This window comes from Prescottella sp. GW823-FHT02E09, assembly GCF_058797375.1.
Genome location: NZ_JBXAJP010000001.1, coordinates 204,350 through 226,284 on the forward strand (window position 1 = coordinate 204,350; position 21,935 = coordinate 226,284).

The 21,935-nt window shown below is 69.1% G+C and carries 19 protein-coding genes; 12 read left to right on the top strand and 7 right to left on the bottom strand.

The window, feature by feature from the left end; translation table 11 throughout:
- Positions 1–61 precede the first annotated feature (61 nt).
- The gene (locus tag AC1RIF_RS01005) at positions 62–1,267 is read left to right on the top strand and encodes an AI-2E family transporter (RefSeq protein WP_492600109.1); all 1,206 of its coding nucleotides are present in this window, start codon (positions 62–64) and stop codon (positions 1,265–1,267) included.
- Here the strand turns inward: AC1RIF_RS01005 and AC1RIF_RS01010 are convergent.
- Together AC1RIF_RS01010 and AC1RIF_RS01015 are read right to left on the bottom strand one after the other, a co-directional pair.
- Positions 1,264–4,245, bottom strand: coding sequence for an AAA family ATPase (locus tag AC1RIF_RS01010; protein WP_492599511.1), 2,982 nt, complete (start codon positions 4,243–4,245; stop codon positions 1,264–1,266). The two genes, AC1RIF_RS01005 and AC1RIF_RS01010, sit on opposite strands and share 4 nt — an antisense overlap.
- Positions 4,242–5,438 carry a metallophosphoesterase family protein gene (locus AC1RIF_RS01015; protein ID WP_492599512.1) on the bottom strand — a complete coding sequence of 399 codons (1,197 nt, stop codon included), beginning with the start codon at positions 5,436–5,438 and terminating at the stop codon, positions 4,242–4,244. Before AC1RIF_RS01015 ends, AC1RIF_RS01010 begins: the two co-directional genes overlap by 4 nt.
- A 120-nt stretch (positions 5,439–5,558) precedes the next feature.
- On the opposite strand from AC1RIF_RS01015, the gene AC1RIF_RS01020 reads away from it, so the two are divergent.
- Entirely contained in the window at positions 5,559–6,515 is a 957-nt protein-coding gene (locus AC1RIF_RS01020) for a DUF6542 domain-containing protein (protein WP_492599513.1), read from the top strand.
- Between the two features lie 66 nt (positions 6,516–6,581).
- Here the strand turns inward: AC1RIF_RS01020 and AC1RIF_RS01025 are convergent, their stop codons facing one another.
- Entirely contained in the window at positions 6,582–7,586 is a 1,005-nt protein-coding gene (locus AC1RIF_RS01025) for a 4-hydroxy-3-methylbut-2-enyl diphosphate reductase (protein WP_492599514.1), read from the bottom strand.
- A gap of 110 nt (positions 7,587–7,696) precedes the next feature.
- Here AC1RIF_RS01025 and AC1RIF_RS01030 point away from each other — a divergent pair, with 110 nt between their 5' ends.
- Genes AC1RIF_RS01030 through AC1RIF_RS01040 form a run of 3 tightly spaced genes read left to right on the top strand, consistent with a single transcriptional unit; the run spans position 7,697 to position 9,824 of the window.
- The gene (locus tag AC1RIF_RS01030; RefSeq protein WP_492599515.1) at positions 7,697–8,326 is read left to right on the top strand and encodes a lipid droplet-associated protein; all 630 of its coding nucleotides are present in this window, start codon (positions 7,697–7,699) and stop codon (positions 8,324–8,326) included.
- Positions 8,323–9,585, top strand: a complete 1,263-nt coding sequence (xseA, locus tag AC1RIF_RS01035; RefSeq protein WP_492599516.1) for an exodeoxyribonuclease VII large subunit — start codon at positions 8,323–8,325, stop codon at positions 9,583–9,585. The genes AC1RIF_RS01030 and xseA overlap by 4 nt, the downstream gene beginning before the upstream one ends.
- Before the next feature lie 5 nt (positions 9,586–9,590).
- The gene (locus AC1RIF_RS01040; protein ID WP_492599517.1) at positions 9,591–9,824 is read left to right on the top strand and encodes an exodeoxyribonuclease VII small subunit; all 234 of its coding nucleotides are present in this window, start codon (positions 9,591–9,593) and stop codon (positions 9,822–9,824) included.
- A 30-nt stretch (positions 9,825–9,854) separates the two neighbouring features.
- Here AC1RIF_RS01040 and AC1RIF_RS01045 read toward each other — a convergent pair whose 3' ends face one another.
- On the bottom strand, positions 9,855–10,475 hold the full coding sequence (locus tag AC1RIF_RS01045) for a DUF4245 domain-containing protein (RefSeq protein WP_492599518.1): 621 nt from the start codon (positions 10,473–10,475) through the stop codon (positions 9,855–9,857).
- 129 nt (positions 10,476–10,604) lie between these two features.
- Here AC1RIF_RS01045 and glpX point away from each other — a divergent pair, with 129 nt between their 5' ends.
- The 5 genes from glpX to AC1RIF_RS01070 all read left to right on the top strand — a co-directional run bounded on the left by glpX (position 10,605) and on the right by AC1RIF_RS01070 (position 15,721).
- Positions 10,605–11,645: a class II fructose-bisphosphatase gene (gene glpX, locus AC1RIF_RS01050; RefSeq protein ID WP_492599519.1), complete on the top strand. Its 1,041-nt coding sequence runs from the start codon at positions 10,605–10,607 to the stop codon at positions 11,643–11,645.
- A 96-nt stretch (positions 11,646–11,741) separates the two neighbouring features.
- The gene (locus tag AC1RIF_RS01055) at positions 11,742–13,151 is read left to right on the top strand and encodes a class II fumarate hydratase (RefSeq protein WP_492599520.1); all 1,410 of its coding nucleotides are present in this window, start codon (positions 11,742–11,744) and stop codon (positions 13,149–13,151) included.
- Positions 13,152–13,223: 72 nt separating this feature from the next.
- Positions 13,224–14,810, top strand: coding sequence for a serine hydrolase (locus tag AC1RIF_RS01060; RefSeq protein WP_492599521.1), 1,587 nt, complete (start codon positions 13,224–13,226; stop codon positions 14,808–14,810).
- A complete protein-coding gene (locus AC1RIF_RS01065) occupies positions 14,807–15,232 on the top strand; it encodes a limonene-1,2-epoxide hydrolase family protein (RefSeq protein WP_492599522.1) in 426 nt (141 codons plus the stop codon). Before AC1RIF_RS01060 ends, AC1RIF_RS01065 begins: the two co-directional genes overlap by 4 nt.
- Before the next feature lie 75 nt (positions 15,233–15,307).
- Positions 15,308–15,721 carry a carboxymuconolactone decarboxylase family protein gene (locus AC1RIF_RS01070; protein WP_492599523.1) on the top strand — a complete coding sequence of 138 codons (414 nt, stop codon included), beginning with the start codon at positions 15,308–15,310 and terminating at the stop codon, positions 15,719–15,721.
- Here AC1RIF_RS01070 and kstD read toward each other — a convergent pair.
- The gene (gene kstD, locus AC1RIF_RS01075; protein ID WP_492599524.1) at positions 15,708–17,411 is read right to left on the bottom strand and encodes a 3-oxosteroid 1-dehydrogenase; all 1,704 of its coding nucleotides are present in this window, start codon (positions 17,409–17,411) and stop codon (positions 15,708–15,710) included. The genes AC1RIF_RS01070 and kstD overlap by 14 nt on opposite strands.
- A 228-nt stretch (positions 17,412–17,639) precedes the next feature.
- Between kstD and AC1RIF_RS01080 the strand changes: the two genes are divergently transcribed.
- Positions 17,640–18,320, top strand: a complete 681-nt coding sequence (locus AC1RIF_RS01080) for a FadR/GntR family transcriptional regulator (protein WP_492599525.1) — start codon at positions 17,640–17,642, stop codon at positions 18,318–18,320.
- A gap of 1 nt (position 18,321) precedes the next feature.
- Positions 18,322–19,152: a sterol desaturase family protein gene (locus AC1RIF_RS01085; RefSeq protein ID WP_492599526.1), complete on the top strand. Its 831-nt coding sequence runs from the start codon at positions 18,322–18,324 to the stop codon at positions 19,150–19,152.
- Positions 19,153–19,254: 102 nt separating this feature from the next.
- On the opposite strand, the gene phoH2 is transcribed toward AC1RIF_RS01085, so the two are convergent.
- Positions 19,255–20,565 carry an RNA 5'-3' helicase PhoH2 gene (gene phoH2 / locus AC1RIF_RS01090; RefSeq protein ID WP_492599527.1) on the bottom strand — a complete coding sequence of 437 codons (1,311 nt, stop codon included), beginning with the start codon at positions 20,563–20,565 and terminating at the stop codon, positions 19,255–19,257.
- A 249-nt stretch (positions 20,566–20,814) separates the two neighbouring features.
- Complete coding sequence (locus AC1RIF_RS01095) at positions 20,815–21,828, bottom strand: ABC transporter substrate-binding protein (RefSeq protein ID WP_492599528.1); 1,014 nt, start codon at positions 21,826–21,828, stop codon at positions 20,815–20,817.
- Positions 21,829–21,935 lie beyond the last annotated feature (107 nt).

Here is a 21,935-nt window from a genome sequence, read left to right on the forward strand (position 1 = left end):
CCGGAAGGATCCTCTCCCCGTGAGCGTCAAGAAGACCGATCAGTCCAGTTCGCGCCTACGCATGCGTGATCGTGGCGAGGTTATCGGTGCCGGCGGTATGTGGCTCGCGAAGTGGTCGCTGTGCATCGCCGCGATCGCCGTCGGGGCGCTGGTGATGGGCTGGGTCCTGCAGAAGCTGTGGGTGATCGTGCTGCCGGTGCTGCTCGCGATCGTGGTCTGCACGGTGCTGTGGCCCCCGACCCGTGCCCTCACCAAGCGGGGCGTGCCCCCGGCCGGGGCGGCAGCCATCACGCTGCTCGTCTTCTTCGCCATCTTCGGCGGGATCGTGGCGTTGGTCGTGCCGTCGGTGGTGGATCAGGCCCCGGAACTCGCGAACAAGGCGACCCAGGGCATCCAGCAGGTGCAGGACTGGCTGAAGGGCCCGCCGATCAACCTGCAGGACGACCAGATCGACACCGCGGTCCACGCGATCACCTCCAAGGTCCAGGAGAGCGGTACCGCGATCGCCTCGGGCGTGTTCAGCGGTGTCACCACCGCGGGATCGATGATCGTCACGCTCGGCCTGGTCCTGGTGCTGGCGTTCTTCTTCATCAAGGACGGCCCTCGGTTCATCCCCTGGATGCACAGCGTCGGCGGCGGCCGGGCGGGACGGCACCTCGAAGAGGTCCTCGGCCGGATGTGGGACACCCTCGGCGGCTTCATCCGCACGCAGGCCCTCGTCAGCCTCATCGATGCCGTCTTCATCGGAGCGGGACTGTTGATCCTCGGCGTGCCGCTCGCCCCGGTGCTCGCGATCCTCACGTTCATCGGCGGCTTCGTCCCGATCGTGGGCGCATTCGTCGCGGGCGCCCTCGCGGTGCTGGTCGCGCTCGTCGCCAACGGCCTGACGACGGCGCTGATCGTGCTCGCGATCATCATCGCGGTCCAACAGATCGAGGGGAACGTGCTGCAGCCGGTGCTGCAGAGCAAGAGCATGAAACTGCACGCCGTGGTCGTGCTGCTCGCCGTCACCGCGGGCGGTTCCCTGTTCGGCATCGTCGGCGCGTTCCTCGCCGTGCCGGTCGCCGCGGTGGGCGCGGTCGTCATCCGCTACCTCGGTGAGCAGATCGACCACCGTCTCGAGGAAGACGCGCTGCTCGACGCCGCGGAAGCAACGGCCGACGGCACCGCCACCGAGAACCCCGGGCAGCCGCCCGAGGAACCGAGCCCGCTCCGCAAGGCCCTCCCGAGCGGGAACTCGTCGGGGCCGGAGCCCGTGCAGAGCTAGCCGGCGATCATCTCGAGGGTGGACCCGGCCCGGCCCCGCACCACGTGCAGCCGGCTCGGGATCCGCTGCCGCATCTCGTCCACGTGACTGACGATGCCGACCACGCGGCCGCCCTCGCGCAGTTCGTCGAGCACCCCCATCACCAGGTCCAGGGTGTCGGCGTCGAGGGTGCCGAAACCCTCGTCGATGAACATCGTGTCGAGCACCACGCCACCGGACTCGGCGGCCACGACGTCCGCAAGGCCCAGCGCCAGCGACAGCGACGCGAGGAAGGACTCGCCGCCCGAGAGCGTCTTCGCGGAGCGGACGACGCCGGTGTAGTCGTCACGGATGTCCAGGCCCAGGCCGCCGCGGCGGCCACGCGAGCCGGCCTCGTCGGAGTGCACGAACTCGTAGCGTCCGGCGGACATCCGGCGCAGCCGCACCGACGCCGACACCGCGACCTCCTCGAGCCGCGAGGCCAGGACGTACGACCGCAACGACATCTTGCGCGAGTTCTGGCCTCGCCCCTCGACGACGTCGGCCAGGCCCGCCAGTTCGTCGTGCTGCGCCAGCACCGGACCCAGCCCCTTCATCGCCTCCTCGAGTTGGGTGGTCAACCGCTCGACGTTGGTGCGGCGGGTCTCCGCCTCGGCAACCGCCGTGGCGGCGACCTCCACGGCCGTCGCGGCCTCGCGGGCCGTCGCCTCCGGCATCGACGGGTCGATCGGGTCGAGCGACGCGATCGTCTGGACATCGGGCTCGGACAGCACCGCACCGGCTGCGACGAGCCGGTCCCGGGCCGCGGTCAGGACTGTGTCGATCTGCTCGATCCGTGCCGCGGGGCGCACCGCCGCCAGCGCCTCCGCCAGCGAGACGAAGCCGGCGTCGGCCGCCGCCGTGTGCGCCCGGTCCGACAACTCCCGTGCGGCTGTGTCGAGCGTCGCGGCCCGGTCACGGGCGTCGAGCAGGCCGGCGGCCCGGGTGGAGAGGGCGTCGAAACGCTCACGACGGGCCGGCACGCTGCGATCGGCCCCGGCCGCCTCCAGCATCCGGTCGCGCATCCGGCGGACCTGCTCCTCGGCGGACTCGATACGGGTCTCGAGTGCGGTGCGCTCGTTGTCCACGGCACGCGACTGCTCGTCCAACTGCACACCGCGAGAACGCAGTTGGTCCAGCACGCCGGTCGCCTTCGCGCGCGTGGCGGCCTCAGCCCGCGCCCGGGAGACCTCGGCGGTCGCGACGGCATGTGCCTGCTGCAACGCCTCGCGGTCCCCGTCGCCACCACGCTGGATCAGCAGATCCACGGTGCGTTCGAGACTGGTGACCCGCTCGGTCTCCGCCTCGAAGGCGGTGGCCGCCTTCTGTTCGACGACCCGCGCGGCGTCCTCGTCGACCTTCGTGACGGTGGCTGCACCCGGACGCGCGGGCTCGGGGTGCTCGAGCGAGCCGCAGACCGCGCACTTGTCGCCGTCGACCAGTTCCGCGGCGAGCTCCGCCGCCATGCCGGCGATGCGCCGCTCCCGCAGGTCGAGCAGCCGATCCCGGGCATCCTGGTGGCGGGTCCTGGCGCTCGCGGCGCCCGCGCGGCGTTCGTCCAACGCCGCGCGGGTCGACACGAGTTCGGCCGCGGCGGCCGCGGCGTCCGCAGCGCGGGTACAGGCATCCTCCAGCGCCGGCAGGGCCGCCTGAGCATGCTCGGCCGACCGCACCGCTTCCTCCGCCGCGCGCAACTCTTCCGGCCACCGCGCGCGGGCGCTCGCAAGGTCCTCGGCCCGGCGGGACAACTCGACACCGCGACCGCGCATCGCCTCCAGATCCCGACCCAGCTGGTCGGCGGTCCGGGCTTCGGTGTGCAGCGCGTCGAGGCGGACGACCTCCGCGGTCCAGTCCCGGGCCTGCGCCCGGATCGCCTCCCGGTCCGCCTCGGTCTGCGGCCACGACAGCTGCGCGACCAGACCGGCACCGTCCACCGATCCGCTCAGGCCGTCGGCGAGGGCACGCGCACGCGAGATCGCGGTCTCGGCGTCGCGCGCAGCCGACTCCGCATCCGCGGCGACAGCCTCGACCGGGGCTGCGCGGCGTGCACAGTCGACCTCGGCGGCGAGTTCGTCACGCTCGGCGGCACCCGACTCGAGCTGCGCCAGTTCGGCATTCGCACGGTCGCGTCGGAGCTGCAGGTCGTGGACGCGGCGGGACTCCGCGGCGGCGGCACGCGCCTTCTCCTCGACCGTGCGTGTGCGGGCGAGTTCCACCGACGCCAGGTCGACCGTCTCGGCGGCCTGCTCCAGCAGTCTCCTCGACCAGCTGAGCGGGTCGCCTTCGGTACCCACCTCGAGGCCCGCCGCGGTCGAGACCCGCGCCAGCAGCAGGTCCACCTGCTTGCGGTGTTCCTCGACCCGAGCCGCACTGGCCCGCCGCCGGTCCACGAACCACTGTTCGACTGATTTGAACCGAGTGGTGTCGAACAGCTGCTCGAGCAGCTTGCCGCGGTCCTCGTTGTCGGCCCGCAGGAACTTCGCGAACTCCCCCTGCGGCAGCAGCACCACCTGGAAGAACTGATCCGACGTCATCCCCAGCAGCCGCTCGACTTCCCGGGCGATGTCGGGGATCCGGGACAGGTTCTCGCCGGTACCGTCCAGCCACTCGAGGGTGGCCTTCGCGTTCTCCGTGATGGTTCCCGCGCCCCGCTTCTTGGGCCGCTGATACTCCGGTGAACGGATGAGACGCAGTCGACGTCCCCCGATGGTCGCCTCGAGCGTCACCGTCGGCACCGAGCCTGCAGGCGCGTGATCGGACAGCAGTCGCTTGCCGTCCTTCCGGGCGCCGGGCACCGTGCCGTACAGCGCGAAGGCGACGGCGTCGAGAATCGTCGTCTTGCCCGCCCCGGTCTGGCCGTGCAGCAGGAACAGACCGTCCGAGCCGAGTTCGTCGAAGTCGACCTCGACGGTCCGGCCGAACGGTCCGAACGCGCTCACCTCGAGGTTGTGCAACCTCACGCCGAGACCTCCATCGACTCGGAGCGCTGGGCGACGCCGGGCGACGACTCCTCCGGCGCGGTGGCGCTGCGCAGCGCCTGCTCGAGCAGACGCACCTCCCCTGCCGTCGCGCCGCTGCGGACGTCGGACACGAAGCTCTGCGTCACCTCCAGGTCCGATCGACCGCGCACCCGATCCCGATACTTGAGCTCCGGATTACCCTCCGGGCGTTGCCATTCCATGTGCACGGCGTACGGGAAACGGGTCTGCAGCGCCCGCATCGCGTCGACCGGCCGGAGCGGGTCGGTGAGCACCGCGGACACGTAGTGCTCCTCCGCGGACGCGAACGCCGCATCGTCGAGCAGTTCGTCGAGCGTGCCGACGAGCTGGCTGAGCCCCCGCACCACCGGCAGATCGATCCGCTCCACCGCCGCGAGCCCGTTCGCGTCGATGTCCACCAGCCACACCGACTTGCGGTGCGAGCGCTCCCCGAACGAGTACGGCAGCGGCGAGCCGCTGTAGCGGACGTGCTCGGCCAGCGTCTGCGGTGAGTGCAGGTGCCCGAGTGCGACGTAGTCGACACCGTCGAACGCGGACGCCGACACCGTCTCGACGCCGCCGACCGAGATCGAGCGCTCCGACCCGGTAGCCTCCCCGCCGACGACGAAGGCGTGTGCCAGCAACACCGCACGCATTCCAGGCGCGTCCGCCCTGCGCGCGTCGAGATCTGCCCGGACACGCGTCATCGCGACGTCCAGGATGTCGGCATGCGACCGCGCGTGGGGTGCGTCGAGCTCCGCGCGGGTGATCTCGGGCTCGAGGTAGGGGATCCCGTAGAACGCGACCGGCCCGTACTCGTCGTCCAGCAGCACCGGGGTGTCCAACTCCCCCACCCGGGTCCGGAGGTGCAGGCCGCCGGCCGCCGCGAACGCCGCGCCCGCGCCGAGGCGCACCGGCGAGTCGTGATTTCCCGATGTGGCGACAATCACCGCACCGGCCGCCCGGATCGCCTCGAAGCCCCTGTTGCAGACCGAGACCGCGTCCGCACTCGGGATCGACCGGTCGTACACATCGCCGGGGACCACCACGACGTCCACATCGCGTGCGACGACCGTCTCCGCGATCGCGTCGAGCACCCGCGCCTGGTCGCCGAGCAGGTCGACGCCGTGGAACGTGCGCCCGATGTGCCAGTCGGACGTGTGCAGGATCCTCATGCCGCAAGACGGTAGAGCACCCCGCCGACACTGCGCCGACGCGGACGGGTCGGCCGATTTCTCGGCTTCCGACGGTCCCGCCAACGAATCAAGCCGACCGTTAGCGACTACTGTCGAAGTGTGTCCGCAACCCAACGTGCTAGATCCGGGGTGCCGCTCGACCAGAGATCGGCCCTCCCCACCATTCCCGGCATACCCGCCTGGGGAGCTGTCGCAGTCGCCGCTGGGTTGACCTTCCTCGGCTTCGCATTCGACGGTATGTCGGGCAACGAGCTGACCTCGACCTTCTCGACGATGTACTTCCTCGGCTGCGTGCTGGCTGTGCTCGCCGTCCGCCAGCGGGGACTGTTCACCGCGATCGTGCAGCCGCCACTCCTCCTCTTCGTCGCGGTACCGATCGGTCAGCAGGTACTCACCGACAACGCCGGCACCGGGCTCAAGGACCTCGCGTTCAACGTCGCGATTCCACTGGTCAACCGTTTCCCGTTGATGCTGGCCGCAACCGTCGTGGTGGCGCTGATCGCAGGTGCCCGGACGTTCCTCGCCCAGCAGAAGAACGGTGCGCCCACGCGTTCACGTACTCGGCGGACGTCCGGCCGTCCCGCTCGCACCGAGGCGCGCACGGCTCGACGGGACGAACCCACCACCGCGACACGCCGCGCGCGCCCCCGCCGCGACGTCCGTGATGCCGACCGCGAGCCCACCCGTGAGCCGCGTACCGCGCGCGCGCCGCACGACCCCGTCACGGCGCATGCGTCGTCCTACAGCGGCGCCTACGCGGGCCCCGACCAGCGTCGGGGGCGGGACGGGTATCACGACCCCGTCGCGCGCGAGCCGATCCACCGGGAGCCGATCCGCCGCGAACCGATCCACCGGGAGCCGGTCTACCGCGACGCGCCACGCAGGGACAACGTGCGCCGCGACAACGGCTACGACGAGCCGATCGTCAGGAACCGTGAGCCACTCGATCGCGACCCGATTCCGGCCCGGACGGCCCGACCGGTGGCCGACGCCCCTGATCACCCCGTCCGGCAGGTGCGTTACCGCGATCGCCGCGAACCCCCGATCGACCAGTAGCCGCAAACGAAAGACCGCCCCGGGACGAATGCTTGTCCCGGGGCGGTCTTCGTTGGTTCGGTGGCGCTACGCGCGCGCGGCCCGCAACTCACGCGGCAACGCGAACACGAGCGTCTCGTTGGCGGTGGTCACCGGCTGTACGTCGTCGAAACCGTGCTGCGCGAGCAGGTCGATCACGCCGCGGACCAGGATCTCCGGCACCGACGCGCCGGACGTGATGCCGATCGTGCGGACACCGTCGAGCCACGCCAGATCCACCTCGCGAGCGAAATCCACGAGATACGCGGCCTCGGCGCCCGCGCCCAGCGCGACCTCGACCAGTCGCACCGAGTTGGACGAGTTCCGGGAGCCGACCACGATCACGAGATCGCATTCGGGCGCCATCGCCTTGACCGCGACCTGACGGTTCTGGGTGGCGTAGCAGATGTCGTCGCTCGGCGGGTCCTGCAGCTTGGGGAACTTCTCCCGCAGACGGTTGACCGTCTCCATCGTCTCGTCGACCGACAGCGTGGTCTGCGACAGCCAGATGACCTTGTCCTCGTCGCGGACGGTGATCGAGTCGACCGCGTCCGGGCCGTCGACCAACTGCACATGATCGGGCGCCTCACCGGCGGTACCCTCGACCTCCTCGTGCCCCTCGTGACCGATGAGCAGGATGTCGTAGTCGTCGCGGGCGAACCGCTTGGCCTCCTGGTGCACCTTCGTCACCAGCGGGCACGTCGCGTCGATGGTGTGCAGGCTGCGCTCCGCGGCCGCGGCGTGCACTGCGGGCGAGACGCCGTGGGCGGAGAACACCAGGACCGAGCTCTCGGGAACCTCGTCGGTCTCGTCGACGAAGATCACGCCGCGCTCGGCGAGCGTGTCCACGACGTGGCGGTTGTGCACGATTTCCTTGCGCACGTAGATCGGTGCGCCGTGCTTCTCGAGCGCCTTCTCGACCGTCTCGACGGCACGGTCGACGCCCGCACAGTAGCCACGTGGCTCGGCGAGAAGGATCCGCTTGCCGACACCAGCCGCATCGGAACCCGCGGATCGTGCGATACCCAGATTGAGAGGAACAGCCGAAGACATGACTCCAGCCTACGGGGCATGTCCGCGACCGCCCCGGCAGTACACGACCTCTCGCCGACGTTCGGTCCCGTCAGCTACCAAATCGCGCCATCGTGAGGCAGGCTGTTTGCATGATCCGTCCCCCGTTCGTGGCGCGCGTCGCCGCCGGAATGGCCATCACGGCCTACGAAGAGGCGCTCAAGCTGCCGTCCACAGCCGTGACACTGCCGATGACCGCGGTCAGCCAGGTCCTGCAGACGACGATGCGGATGCAGCAGTCCATGACTGCGCTCGCCATCAAGGGCGACCAGGCGTTCTGTCTGCTCAACCGCGCCGAGGAGGAGCCGTCGTGGGCGGTGTTCGACGAGGACCGCTCCTCCGGCTTCGACACCGACGGTGAGGTCGATGTCGAGGACGACCGTCCAGCGGCACCGGGCCGGTTCGCGCTGTACTCGATGACGCCCGCCGACACCGGCGAGGCGGGGGAAGCGGCGTCGACCCCGGCGGCCCCCACCGCCACCACGACCCCGAAGACGCCGATCCCGGACACGACGGCCGACGATTCCGACGAGATCCCGGTTCCGGAGATCGCCGAGGAACTCGACTACGCGGCGCTCACGCTCGCCCAACTGCGCTCGCGCCTGCGTTCGCTGTCGGTGGAGGATCTGAGCACGCTGCTCGAGTACGAGGAGCGCACCGCGGCTCGGGCACCGTTCCAGACCATGCTCGCCAATCGCATCACCTCCGCCAAAGCCAAGTGACTTCCGCGCGCCCCGCCTCCGCCGCCGGTGGCCCGTCGCCCAGCACGGCCGAACAGCCCTGGCCGGTCCGGACCGTCTCGACCAAGGTCGCGCAGTGGATCGACAGGCTCGGCAGTGTGTGGGTCGAGGGTCAGATCACCCAGATCAACGCCCGCCCGGGGACACGGACCGCGTTTCTCGTCCTGCGCGATCCGTCGGTCGACATGTCACTGTCGGTGACATGTTCCCCGCAGCTGTTGCGGGACGCCCCGGTGCCGCTCACCGAGGGCAGCCGGGTCGTGATGTTCGGGAAGCTGTCTTTCTACACCGGTCGCGGCAGCGTCTCGTTGCGGGTGACGGAGATCCGCGCGGTCGGCATCGGTGAACTGCTGGCCCGGATCGAGCGCCTGCGCGCGCTGCTGGCCGCCGAAGGCCTGTTCGACCCCCGGCTCAAGCGTCCGCTGCCGTTCCTGCCCGGCACGATCGGCCTCGTCACCGGACGTGCCAGCGCGGCCGAGCGGGACGTGCTCAGCGTCGCCCAGCGCCGCTGGCCGGCCGTGCGGTTCGAGGTCCGCAACACCGCCGTGCAGGGCCCCACCGCGGTGCCCCAGATCATCGAAGCGCTCCGGGAACTGGACCGCGACCCGCACGTGGACGTCATCATCCTCGCCCGCGGCGGTGGCAGCGTCGAGGATCTGCTGCCGTTCTCCGACGAGGCGCTGTGCCGTGCGATCGTCGCGTGCACCACGCCGGTGGTGAGCGCGATCGGCCACGAACCGGACAGCCCGCTCAGTGACCACGTCGCCGATCTGCGCGCGGCCACACCCACCGACGCCGCCAAGCGCGTCGTACCGGACGCCGTCGCCGAGCAGGCGTTGGTGTCCGATCTACGCCAGCGGAGCGCCGCCGCGCTGCGGAACTGGGTGCAGCGGGAGTCGCATCTGGTCGCGCAACTCCGCAGCCGCCCGGTGCTCGCAGATCCCCTGTCCGGGATCGACCGCCGGGCCGAGGAGGTCGAACGCCTCCGCGTCACCGCCCGCCGGGACGTCACCCGCACGATCGACGCCGAAGCGACCGCTGTCGAGCACCTGCGGGCACGGCTGGCCACTCTCGGCCCCGCCGCGACCCTTGCCCGCGGCTACGCGGTGGTGCAGCGCGTCCACGGTGACAGCGAGCCCGAGGTGCTGCGGTCGGTGGACGACGCACCGCCCGGCACGCAGATCCGAGTCAGATTGGCCGACGGCGCCGTCCGCGCCGCCGTGATGGGAAGAGAGTCTTGAGCACCATGAGCAACACGGATGTGACCGAACTCGGATACGAGGCGGCGCGCGACGAACTGGTCGTCGTCGTGAAGACCCTCGAGTTGGGCGGACTGGACCTGGACGAGTCGCTTGCACTGTGGGAGCGCGGCGAGGCCCTGGCCAAGCGCTGCGAGCAGCACCTCGCGGGCGCCCGCAAGCGGGTCGAGGACGCACTTGCACACGCCGACGACGACCCCGCCGACACCGCCGACGAGTAATCGTCGGCAGGGTCGACCGCGTGTCCGGCCCTAGCGCTGCATCGGCTCGACGCCGCCGATCGCGGTCGCGAGCTGGGTGAAGTCCTCCACCGGAGCCGGGCCGGTGAGGAGCACTCGGGCGTCGCCGAAGTCGGCGACCCAGATCGCCTCGGAGTCACCGTCGTCGAACACGTCCCAGGTGCGGCCGCCGACCTGCTCGGTGCCCGTCTGGATGCGCGGTTCCCCCGCGATGAACGGGACCAGCGCCTCGACGGTCGCATCGCTCTGGGTCAGCTGGAGGTAGCGGCCGATCTCGGTGATGAACCCGATGTTGCTCGAGTCGCCGCCACCATCGCCGGAGACGATGCTGCGGCTGCCCGAGTTCGCCGTCCAGCCCTCGGGGATCTCCGGCTGCCGGATCGGGAACCCGAGCTCGCGGGAGTCGTACTTGAACGCGGCATCGGCGTCGAAGCTGGGGATGGGGCCGGGTGTGGGGCCACCCGGGCTGAACGAGCACTGGCTCGCAATTCCCGCGATCAGCAGACACGCCAGAACGAGCGGAATGAGCGACCACGCCATGTCATGGCCGTTCTGCAGAATGCGGGGCTTCTTCTCGGGCACGGTGTCCAGTATTCCTGTTCCACCGTCGGGGTGGCCCAGCAGCCCACTCATCGTGGGGGTTCTGAGAGAATCACCTCGAGATTCGTCCACCGAATCGACGGCAGGCCGCACCGCGGTCGCCGTCCCATCGTGTCGGCCACCACATTGTGCCGACCGTGACTGCAGCAGGAGGCACTGCCCATGACGGCCAGCACCCCATCGAGTCGCCGCGAGGCCCCGGACCGCAACCTCGCTCTCGAGCTGGTACGCGTCACAGAAGCGGCCGCCATGGCTGCGGGCCGCTGGGTCGGGCGGGGTGACAAGGAGGGCGGCGACGGCGCTGCCGTCGATGCCATGCGCCATATGGTGAGCTCGGTCTCGATGCAGGGCGTCGTCGTCATCGGTGAGGGCGAGAAGGACGAAGCCCCGATGCTCTACAACGGCGAGGAAGTCGGCAACGGCGACGGCCCGCTGTGCGACGTCGCGGTCGACCCGATCGACGGCACGACGCTGATGAGCAAGGGCGCGCCCGGCTCCATCGCGGTCCTCGCGGTCGCCGAGCGCGGCGCGATGTTCGACCCGTCCGCGGTGTTCTACATGGACAAGATCGCGGTCGGCCCCGAGGCCGCCGACGTCATCGATCTGGCCGCCGGCGTCTCCGAGAACATCCGCCGCGTCGCGAAGGCGAAGAATCGCGCGGTGTCGGACACGACGGTGACCATCCTGGACCGTCCACGTCACGCCGAGATCATCCGCGAGATCCGCGAGACCGGCGCGCGCATCCGCCTGATCTCCGACGGTGACGTCGCCGGCGCGATCGCGACGGCCCGCCCCGAGTCGGGCGTGGACATGCTGCTGGGCACCGGCGGCACCCCCGAGGGCATCATCGCCGCGGCCGCACTGCGCTGCATGGGCGGCGCGCTGCAGGGCCGCCTGGCCCCGACCGACGACGCCGAGCGTCAGAAGGCGATCGACGCCGGCCACGACCTCGACCGCGTCCTGCGGACCGAGGAACTGGTCACAGGCGAGAACATCTTCTTCTGCGCGACCGGCGTCACCGACGGTGACCTGCTCAAGGGCGTGCGCTACTACGGTGGCGGCGCGACGACCCAGTCGATCGTCATGCGCAGCAAGTCCGGCACCGTCCGCATGATCGAGGCCTACCACCGCCTCGAGAAGCTGCACGAGTTCTCGTCGATCAACTTCGACGGAGTCGACGGCGCGCAGCCGCCGATGCCCTGATCGACCACCTCCAGTTCCCCAGCTGAAGGGTCCCTTCGTGCGCTGCGAGCGCACGAAGGGACCCTTCAGCTCTTCCAGCGGTGGCAAGCTGGATCCATGACCGACAGCACCGATCCCCAGTTCCGCATCGAACACGACACGATGGGCGAGGTCCGGGTCCCGGCCGACGCGCTGTGGCGCGCGCAGACGCAGCGGGCCGTCGAGAACTTCCCGATCTCCGGCCGTGGCCTCGAACGCGCCCAGATTCGCGCGATGGGGCTCCTGAAAGCCGCCTGCGCGCAGGTCAACAAGGATCTGGGACTGCTCGAATCCACCAAGGCCGACGCGATCGTCGCGGCGGCGAACGAGATCGCCGCCGGCCGCCACGACGACCAGTTCCCGATCGACGTGTTCCAGACCGGATCCGGGACGAGTTCGAACATGAACGCCAACGAGGTGATCGCGAGCCTCGCGGCGAGGGCCGGCGTGACCGTCCATCCCAACGACGACGTCAACATGTCGCAGTCTTCGAACGACACTTTCCCCACTGCCACCCACGTCGCGGCGACCGAGGCCGCCGTCAAGGATCTCGTGCCCGCGCTCGATCATCTGCGGCTCGCCCTGTTCGACAAGGCCGCCCAGTGGCAGACGGTGGTCAAGTCCGGCCGCACCCATCTGATGGATGCCGTCCCGGTCACCCTCGGTCAGGAGTTCGGCGGGTACGCCCGACAGATCGAGGCAGGCATCGAGCGGGTTCTCGCGACGCTCCCCCGCCTGGGTGAGCTGCCCATCGGCGGCACCGCCGTCGGGACCGGGCTCAACGCCCCCGACGGGTTCGGTCCTCGCGTCGTCGCGGAGTTGGTCCGCACCACAGGTCTCGACGCACTCTCCCCCGCCCGCAACAGTTTCGAGGCGCAGGCCGCCCGTGACGGTCTGGTGGAGGCGTCCGGCGCGCTGCGTACCGTGGCCGTGTCGCTCACGAAGATCGCCAACGACATCCGCTGGATGGGGTCGGGGCCACTGACCGGCCTCGGCGAGATCCGACTCCCGGATCTGCAGCCGGGCAGCTCGATCATGCCCGGCAAGGTCAATCCCGTTCTGCCCGAGGCGGTCACCCAGGTCGCGGCCCAGGTCGTCGGCAACGATGCGACGGTCGCGTGGGGTGGCGCCGCCGGGGCCTTCGAGCTCAACGTCTACATCCCGGTGATGGCCCGCAACCTGCTCGAGTCGTTCCGCCTACTGGCCAACGTCTCCCGACTGTTCGCCGACCGTTGCATCGTGGGGTTGGAGGCGAACGAGGAGCACCTGCGGATGCTCGCCGAGTCGTCACCGTCGATCGTCACCCCACTGAACTCCGCCATCGGCTACGAGGAGGCCGCGGCCGTCGCGAAGCAGGCCCTGAGGGAGAAGAAGACCATCCGACAGACCGTGATCGACCGAGGGCTGATCGGCGACGGGCTGACGGAGTCCGAGCTGGATCGTCGGCTCGACGTGCTCGCCATGACGAAGGTGGAGCCCACGGAGTAGACCGCGGGCCCGCTGTTCGCCCACGGAGCATCGCAGGTCGGTCTACCATCCGACTGGAGAGAAGGGTCCACCATGCGCTCATTCCGTCGCGGTGCGCTCGCAGTCGCGGTCGTGTCGGCACTGGCGACCGCATGCAGTTCCGCCCCGGACGGGAACACGGCAGGGCCCACGTCCACCCCGCCACGGAATCCCGCACAGGTCGCCGGAGTTCCGCTGCCCGAGGCCTCGGTCGCCGAAGCCGTCACACAGTTGGACGGGCTGGCGGAGAAGCTGATGGCGGACTCCGGCATCCCCGGGATGGCTGTCGCCGTCGTACACGGAGGAGAAACCCTGTACGCGAAGGGGTTCGGAGTGCGCGAGGTGGGCAAGCCGGACAAGGTGGACGCCGACACCGTCTTCCAGTTGGCATCGATGTCCAAGCCGATCGGGGCGACGGTCGTGGCACGACAGGTCGGCAGCGGCGTCGTCGACTGGGACTCCCCCGTGGCGACCGAACTTCCCGGTTTCGCTCTGGCCGACCCCTACGTGTCCGAGCACGTCACCGTCGGTGACCTGTACGCGCACCGCTCCGGCCTGCCCGACCACGCCGGAGACGAGCTCGAGGACCTCGGCTACGACCGCGGTCAGGTGCTCGAGAGGCTGCGGCAGCTACCCCTCACGCCGTTCCGGGATTCCTACGCCTACACCAACTTCGGGCTCACTGCGGCCGCAGAGGCCGTCGCGACCGCGTCGGGTACCGACTGGGCCACCCTGTCGCAGCAGACGATCTACGGGCCGTTGAGCATGTCGGACACCAGTTCCCGGTTCGCGGACTACGCCGGACGCGAGAATCGTGCGGTGGGACACATGTCGGTCGACGGAAAATACGTCGCGCAGGCAGTGCGCGAGCCCGACGCCCAGTCCCCGGCCGGCGGCGTCAGTTCATCCGTCGCCGACCTCACCGCGTGGCTGACGATGTTGCTGGGCGACGGCCGGGTCGACGGGCGACAACTGATCCCGGCCGAGGCGCTGCTGCCCGCGATCTCCCCACAGAGCGCCTCCTCTCCCCCCACCACCCCGGACACGCGCGCCGGCTTCTACGGGTTCGGATTCAACGTGGGCACCAGCCCGGCCGGACGGGTCACGCTCGGACATTCGGGCGCATTCACGCTGGGCGCTGCCACCAGCTTCGTCGCGATACCGTCCGCCGACGTCGCGATCGTCGCTCTCACCAACGCGGCCCCGATCGGTGTGCCCGAGACCCTCACCGCCGAGTTCGCGGATCTGGTGCAGTTCGGCGAGATCCGCGAGGACTGGACCGCGCTGTACAGTGAGAAGTTCTCCGAGTTCGACGCGCCGGAGGGTTCACTCGTTGGGCAGCAACCACCCACCGATCCGGCTCCGGCACAACCCCTCGGGGCCTACTCGGGTACGTACGCCAACGACTACTTCGGCCCCGCGCAGGTCACCGAGCGCGACGGCGGCCTGGTGCTGACCATGGGACCGAAGGGGCTGGCCTTCCCGCTCACACACTGGGACGGCGACACCTTCGTCTTCTCCCCCGACGGCGAGAACGCCCCGGACGGCTCGATCTCCAAGGCCACCTTCACCGGGAACACCGTCGTGCTCGAGTACTTCGACACCGACCACCTCGGCACCTTCACCAGGAGTGCTCCATGAACGCGACATCCGACGCCGACCGTAGCGACACTGCCGTCCGGGTGGTCGAGGAATTCTTCTCCGCCCTCACCGATCTGGACGTCGACCGCGCCGCCGAGTACCTCACGCCCGACATCGTGTGGCAGAACCGGACCCTGCCGACGCTGCGCGGACTACCAGCGGTGCGCCGTGCCCTCGCGTTCGCGAATCGGCCGACGCGCCGCTTCGAAGCCGTCATGCAGAACATCGCGAGCGACGGCGACACCGTCCTCACCGAGCGCATCGACACCCTGTTCGTGGGGCCGCTGCGCTCCACGTTCTGGGTGTGCGGGACGTTCGAGATCCGCGACGGCCGGATCGCGCTCTGGCGGGACCGGTTCAGCTGGGGCAACCTCGCCGTGGGCACCGTCACGGCGACGGCCCGCTCCCTCCTTCGCCGGTAGCGACGCGAGTAGGCTCCCAGATCGTGCGGTACCGGCGATGTGTGCCGCCAGACCCTGCACAGGAAGCCGACGACGATGAGCGAAGAGCACCAGAACACCTCCCCCGCATTCCAGGCCGGACTGGGTGTCCGCACCGAGGTGATGGGTGCCGACTTCGTCGAGCGGGCTTTCGAGCGCACCCGCGGCACCGACTCGGAGGACATCCAGGAGTTCATCACCGAGCACGTGTGGGGATCGGTGTGGACGCGTCCCGGTCTGGACCGCCGCAGCCGCAGCCTGATCAACCTCGGCATGCTGATCGCGCTGCGTGCAGAGAACGAACTGCGCGGCCACGTCCGCGGCGCGCTGCGGAACGGGCTGACCCGCACCGAGATCGTCGAGGCCGTCATCCACGCGAGCGCCTACTGCGGCGCCCCCGCCGGACTGGCCGCGATGCGCGTCGTACAGGAGGTCCTCGAGGCCGAACTGGGTCCGCTCAGCGACGACTGACCGACCGGCCCGCCTTCGCTGCGATATCCAGGGCCGCAAGGTAACCGAACACGAGTGCGGGGCCGATGGTGGCGCCCGGTCCGGCGTACGTGTGCCCCATCACCGGCGCACTGGTGTTGCCGGCCGCGTACAGCCCGTCGATCACCGAGCCGTCCTCACGCAGGGCCCGTCCCGCGACGTCGGTGACGATGCCGCCCTTGGTACCCAGGTCGCCGGGCACCATCTGCGCGGCATAGAACGGCGCCTTGGTGAGCTCGCCGAGGCTGGGATTGGGCTTGTTGGTGATGTCGCCGTAGTAGTGCTCGTACTTGCTCTCGCCGCGGTGGAAGTCCTCGTCGACGCCGGTGCGGGCGAAGCCGTTGAACTGTCGGACCGTCGCGGCGAGCACGCCGGCCGGGATCCCGATCTTCTCGGCCAACGCCTCGACCGTGGACGCCTTGACGATCGTCCCGCTCTCGAGCCACTTGCGCGGCAGCGGACTGCGCGCGGTCACCCCGGCGAACAGGTAGCGGTCACGGTAGGTCTGGTCGAAGATCAGCCAGCAGGGCAGGTTCTCGCCCGGACCGTCACCCTGACCGAACTCGCCGCCGTACATGCGGTGCGTCGCCTCGACGTACGGCAGCGACTCGTTCATGAAGCGCTCACCACGGTCGTTGACCATGATGCTGCGCGGTAGTGACCGCTCCGCGAGCGCGAACCACGGTCCCCGCGGCAGCGGAATGGACGGCGCCCACCAGGCGTCGTCCATGAAATCGATTGCGGCGCCGACCTTCAGCCCCGCGTTGATGCCGTCACCGGTGTTGGACGGGGCGCCGATGGTCCAGTCCGCACCGATCGGCGCCCGCTGATACTTCTTGCGCATCTCGTCGTTGGCGTCGAAGCCGCCGCAGGCCAGCACGACGCCGTGCGCGGCCCGCAGAGTGCTCTTCTCGCCACCGGATTCGACGACGACACCCGTCACCTGGCCGTCCTCGACCACCAGGTCGACGAGCCCGGTGTTCAGGCGCAACGGAATCCCGGCCTCACGCACCCCGAGCAGCAACTCGGCCATCAGTGCGCCGCCCATGCCGATCAGCTTCTGCCGACGCGCCTTGGCCACGAAGGTCCGCATGCCGACCCGGAGCATGCGGACCGGTCCGCGCCAGTGCCGCAGTCCCGTGCTGAGCCACCGGTAATCCGACTGCTTCACAACGACGTTCAGTGGAGTCTTGCTGTAGGGCGGGTGCAGGGTGTCGAGATCGGCACCGAGCTTGCGGGCGTCGAACGGCGTGGGTTCGCACGACCGTCCGGACGACAGACCGCCGGGGGCCTCCGGGTAGTAGTCGGAGTAGTTCTTCACCCACTCGAGCTTCAGCGGGGAGTTGTCGATGAAGAACTGCAGCGCCTCGGGGCCACGATCGATGTAGGTGTCGATCCGCGACGGATCCACTCCGGGCCCGATGATGCTGTGCAGGTAGGTGCGAGCGGCCTCGATGTCGTCGGCGGGTGCGTCACGCTTCAGTACCGAGTTCCCGGGGATCCACACGCCGCCGCCCGAACGGGACGTCGAGCCGCCCCAGTACTCCGACTTCTCGACGATGACCACCTTCAGACCCTGCTTCGCGGCCGTGATCGCAGTGGCCATACCGGCCCCGCCGGCACCCACCACAACCACGTCGAACTGCTCGTCCCGCTCCGTGTGCGCTGCCATAACCGCTCCTGATCCGAGTGCGAAAGCTTGCACTCGAAACCTAGAACACGTTTCACTATTGATCAACGATTTGGCACACCTACATACATTCACCTGCATCGATAACGCCCTCGTCCGAACATTTCCGGTAGAAATTCCATCCAACAATGCGGGCCATCGGAAGGCCCGGGATAGAAAAATTGGTCCAACCAGTTGACCAGCCGCCCCGTTCTGATCCAGCATGGGCGCATGGCCATCGCCCCAGTGCTTCGCGAATCCGTCTCCGATCTGGTCTTCGCCGGACTGGTCGACGAGATCCTGTCCGGACGGTTCGCCGCGGGCTCGCCGATCCCGTCCGAACGCGAACTCGCCGAGCAGTTCCAGGTCAACCGGCATGCGGTGCGGGAAGCGCTCAAACGCATCAGACAGGCGGGACTGATCCGCATAGCCCAGGGCGGCAAGACCCTCGTGCTCGACTGGCGAACGCACGCGGGCCTCGATGTGCTCGTCGAATTGGTTCGGGCCGGGGCCGTCCCACCCGTGAAGGTGCTGCACGACGTGGCCGAGATGCGCCGATCCGTCGGCGCCGACGCGGTCCGCGCCTGCGCCGAACGCGCCGACGACGCGACGCTCACACGGATCGCGACCGCTGCCGAGCGCTATCCCGATCCCGATGCCGACACCGAGTTCTGGGAGGCCGTCATCGAAGGATCCTGCAACATCGCGTACCGACTCGGTTACAACACGCTCGTCGCCGCGATCGACGGCCTCGGGATCGACCGATTCTCCGGCCTCGCAATGGAGGTGGCGGATCGCGACAGCCACGTCCGGCTCGCCACGCTGATAGTGGACCGGAGCGGCGACGAGGCCCGCGCCCACGCCGAACGCATGTTGAGCGGCGTGGTCACCACACTGTCCGAGGGGATCTGAGATGTTCGACCTGATTCGGACCGCGATTCCGGTGTTCGTGATCTGCCTCGTTCTCGAGGCCGCCTCGTTCCATTTCCTGCGCGACGAGGACCAACGCGGCTACGGACTTCGCGACACCGCAACGAGTCTCACAATGGGCATCGGGAACGTCGTGGTCAACCTCGGGTGGAAGCTCGTCGTGTTGGCGACCTATGCCGCCGCCTACACGATCAGCCCGATCCACCTGCCCACCGACAACCCCCTGACCTGGATCGCGCTCTTCTTCGCCGACGACTTCCTCTACTACTGGTACCACCGGACCCACCACACCATTCGGATCTTCTGGGCGAGCCACGTGGTGCACCACTCGAGCGAGTACTACAACCTGTCTACGGCATTGCGGCAGCCGTGGACGCCGATGTCTTCGCTCCCGTTCTGGCTTCCCCTGGCGTTCCTCGGTTTTCCGCCCTGGATGATCCTGCTGCAGCAGTCGATCAGCCTGCTGTATCAGTTCTTCATCCACACCGAACGGGTCGGCACGATGTGGAAGCCGATCGAATGGGTGCTGAACACCCCCTCGCACCACCGCGTCCATCACGGGTCCAACGCGCAGTATCTGGATCGCAACTACGGCGGGATCCTCATCGTCTGGGACCGACTCTTCGGCACTTTCGAACCCGAGGGCGAGCGGGTGGTCTACGGGCTCACGAAGAACATCGGAACCTTCCAACCCGTGCGCGTCGCGTTCCACGAGTTCAGCTCCATCGCATCGGATTTCAGACAGGCGACGACCTGGCGTGCACGGCTCGGGTACGTGTTCAAGGGCCCAGGTTGGCAGCCGGCGGATTCGTAGCCGGAAGAAGCACATCCAGCAGGTTCACCCAGACGTCCCCCGCGCCGAATGTCACATACGTTCGATCCGACTGAACGTATGTGACATTCGGCCGGTCGTGGGTCAGGCGGTGGGACCGAACTCCTCGAGCATCTCCGTCACCAGTGCAGCGATGGGCGAGCGTTCGCTGCGGGTAAGGGTGATGTGCGCGAACAGCGGGTGACCCTTGAGCTTCTCGATGACTGCGGCGACGCCGTCGTGTCGGCCGACCCGGAGGTTGTCACGCTGGGCGACGTCGTGGGTGAGCACGACCCGCGAGCCGCTGCCGAGCCGGGACAACACGGTGAGCAGGACGTTGCGTTCGAGTGACTGCGCCTCGTCGACGATCACGAACGAATCGTGCAGCGAACGGCCACGAATATGCGTGAGCGGCAACACTTCCAGCATGCCGCGGCTGAGCACCTCCTCCATCACCTCGGGGCTCGCGAGGCCGTCGAGGGTGTCGAACACGGCCTGCGCCCACGGCCCCATCTTCTCGCTCTCGCTGCCCGGCAGGTAGCCGAGCTCCTGCCCGCCGACGGCGTACAGCGGCCGGAACACGACGACCTTGCGGTGGCTGCGCCGTTCGAGGACTGCCTCGAGCCCCGCCGTCAACGCCAGCGCGGACTTGCCGGTGCCGGCCTTGCCGCCGAGCGAGACGATGCCGATGCTCTCGTCGAGCAGCAGGTCGAGCGCGACGCGCTGTTCCGCGGACCGGCCGTGCAGGCCGAATGCCTCCCGTTCGCCGCGCACCAGTTGTACCCGCTTGTCCGGTGTGACACGCCCCAGCGCACTCGACCGTTCACCCAGTAGACGGATACCGGTGTGACACGGCAACTCCCGGGCCTCGTCGAGATCGACGACGCCCTCGGAGAACAGCTGGTCGATGGCGCCGGACTCGACGTCCAACTCGGTCATCCCGGTCCAACCGGACGGGACGACGTCGTGGGCACGGAACTCGTCCGCCGGCAGACCGACTGCGCCGGCCTTGACGCGCAGCGGGATGTCCTTGCTCACCAGTACCACGTCCCGGCCCTCGGCGGCGAGGTTGAGGGCGCAGGCGAGAATCCTGGAATCGTTACTGTCCGTCCGGAATCCGACGGGAAGCACCGACGGGTCGGTGTGGTTGAGCTCCACCTGGAGCGTGCCGTTCTCGGTGCCGATCGGCACGGGACGGTCGAGTCGACCGAACTCGAGACGAAGGTCGTCGAGCATCCGCAGTGCTTCGCGGGCGAACCATCCCAGCTCGTGATGGTGACGCTTGTCCTCGAGTTCACTGATCACGACCAGCGGCAGGACCACCTCGTGTTCGGCGAATCTACTGACAGCCCACGGGTCCGAGAGCAGGACCGAGGTGTCGAGGACGTAGGTGCGGACGGAGCTGATTGCGGTCACGTGAGGCTCCTCGTTGTCTGCGTGGCACCCGCGCAAACGTATGTCGCTGGACCGGTCCGAACCCGAGTGTCAATCGACACGAGGGCCGGGCGCCGGCCCCCTCGCACTGACTGCATCAGCCACGATCAGGACCTCCCGTACAGTCAGCTACCCGTGCTGCCTGTTATCCGGGACGCTACGCCCGTCCTCCCGGGTGCGCGATGCTCACGCACGGCGTGTCGAGTGAACGCCGCGTTAAGTGTTCGCGGGTCACGTGAAGATCCGCTCGATGTCGTCGAAGCGCATCAGGGTCGCGCGCGGCGAGTAGCCCGCTCCCCACAGGCTGTCGTCGACATAGTGGACGCGCCCGGCACGGACCGCGGGCAACCGCTCCCAGAGCGGATTGAGCGCCATCTGCGTCCGGATATCGTCGAAGTCGCCGAACGCACTCACGATGACGACGTCGCTGGTGACGCTGTCGATCCTCTCGGCGGGGATCTCGCGGGCGAACTCGTCGGCCGAGGGTCGGTCGCCGGGGAATCCGACGGCACTGAGCAGTGGGTCGACCTGGCTGTACATGACACCGCCCTCGCCCGCCCGCAGCAGCGTGACCGACGGCAGGGCGCCCAGTGCGGACAGCCGTGTCTTCAGCTCGTCGCGCCGCTGACGGGTCTGCTGCACCAGCGCTGCCGCCTCGGCCTCCCGGCGCACGCCGACACCGAGGGTGGTGACGAGCCGCTCGAGGTGCTCCCACGTCGTGTAGCCGTTGAAGCCCGCGAACACCGGCACGCCCGTGGAGGCCAGTTCGTTCTTCGTCTTCGTGAAGAACGGGCTGCCGTGCGACAGCATGACGATCAGGTCGGGGTCGGTGTTCACGATCGCCTCGAGGTTCCACGTCCCGGCGGTGCCGATGTTCGGGATTCCGGCGGCCTCCGGCATCGTGCGCAGCACGGCATCGCCCTGCACACCGTCGGCTCCGAAGAAACCGCCGACGATCCGGTCGGCCGGGATCCCGAGATCGAGCAGGGTCACCAGCGCGCTGACGTGGACGACGACGATCCGCTGCGGGTCGGCCGGCACCGCGACGGGACCGAACTCGTCCGACACGTCCGCGGCCGTGTCCGACGCCGAATCACGCCCCGCCGCACCGCCGCTCCCGCATCCGGTCGCAACGGCGGCGACGGACAGCCCCACCCCCGCGAGGAAACCCCGACGGGTCAACGAATCGACGATCCTCGCCCACTCGTGGTCGGGGACGGTCGCGGGCACGGAACGTACGAGCACGGCAGATTCCTTCATCGACGGATTCAGTACGACCATTCTGAATCATCAACGCGGCGAGAAGGTTCTGGCGACTACTCCGAATCGGCCGAGCGGTGTCGCGATGACGC

Excerpts from the sequence above, each read along its gene's own strand:
- AC1RIF_RS01015 (WP_492599512.1), bottom strand. The coding sequence starts at position 5,438 with ATGAGGATCCTGCACACGTCCGACTGGCACATCGGGCGCACGTTCCAC.
- AC1RIF_RS01025 (WP_492599514.1), bottom strand. The coding sequence starts at position 7,586 with ATGTCTTCGGCTGTTCCTCTCAATCTGGGTATCGCACGATCCGCGGGT.
- AC1RIF_RS01065 (WP_492599522.1), top strand. The coding sequence starts at position 14,807 with ATGAACGCGACATCCGACGCCGACCGTAGCGACACTGCCGTCCGGGTG.
- glpX (WP_492599519.1), top strand. The coding sequence starts at position 10,605 with ATGACGGCCAGCACCCCATCGAGTCGCCGCGAGGCCCCGGACCGCAAC.
- AC1RIF_RS01045 (WP_492599518.1), bottom strand. The coding sequence starts at position 10,475 with ATGAGTGGGCTGCTGGGCCACCCCGACGGTGGAACAGGAATACTGGAC.
- AC1RIF_RS01080 (WP_492599525.1), top strand. The coding sequence starts at position 17,640 with ATGGCCATCGCCCCAGTGCTTCGCGAATCCGTCTCCGATCTGGTCTTC.
- AC1RIF_RS01085 (WP_492599526.1), top strand. The coding sequence starts at position 18,322 with ATGTTCGACCTGATTCGGACCGCGATTCCGGTGTTCGTGATCTGCCTC.
- AC1RIF_RS01040 (WP_492599517.1), top strand. The coding sequence starts at position 9,591 with ATGAGCAACACGGATGTGACCGAACTCGGATACGAGGCGGCGCGCGAC.
- AC1RIF_RS01055 (WP_492599520.1), top strand. The coding sequence starts at position 11,742 with ATGACCGACAGCACCGATCCCCAGTTCCGCATCGAACACGACACGATG.
- kstD (WP_492599524.1), bottom strand. The coding sequence starts at position 17,411 with ATGGCAGCGCACACGGAGCGGGACGAGCAGTTCGACGTGGTTGTGGTG.
- AC1RIF_RS01060 (WP_492599521.1), top strand. The coding sequence starts at position 13,224 with ATGCGCTCATTCCGTCGCGGTGCGCTCGCAGTCGCGGTCGTGTCGGCA.
- AC1RIF_RS01070 (WP_492599523.1), top strand. The coding sequence starts at position 15,308 with ATGAGCGAAGAGCACCAGAACACCTCCCCCGCATTCCAGGCCGGACTG.
- AC1RIF_RS01005 (WP_492600109.1), top strand. The coding sequence starts at position 62 with ATGCGTGATCGTGGCGAGGTTATCGGTGCCGGCGGTATGTGGCTCGCG.
- AC1RIF_RS01030 (WP_492599515.1), top strand. The coding sequence starts at position 7,697 with ATGATCCGTCCCCCGTTCGTGGCGCGCGTCGCCGCCGGAATGGCCATC.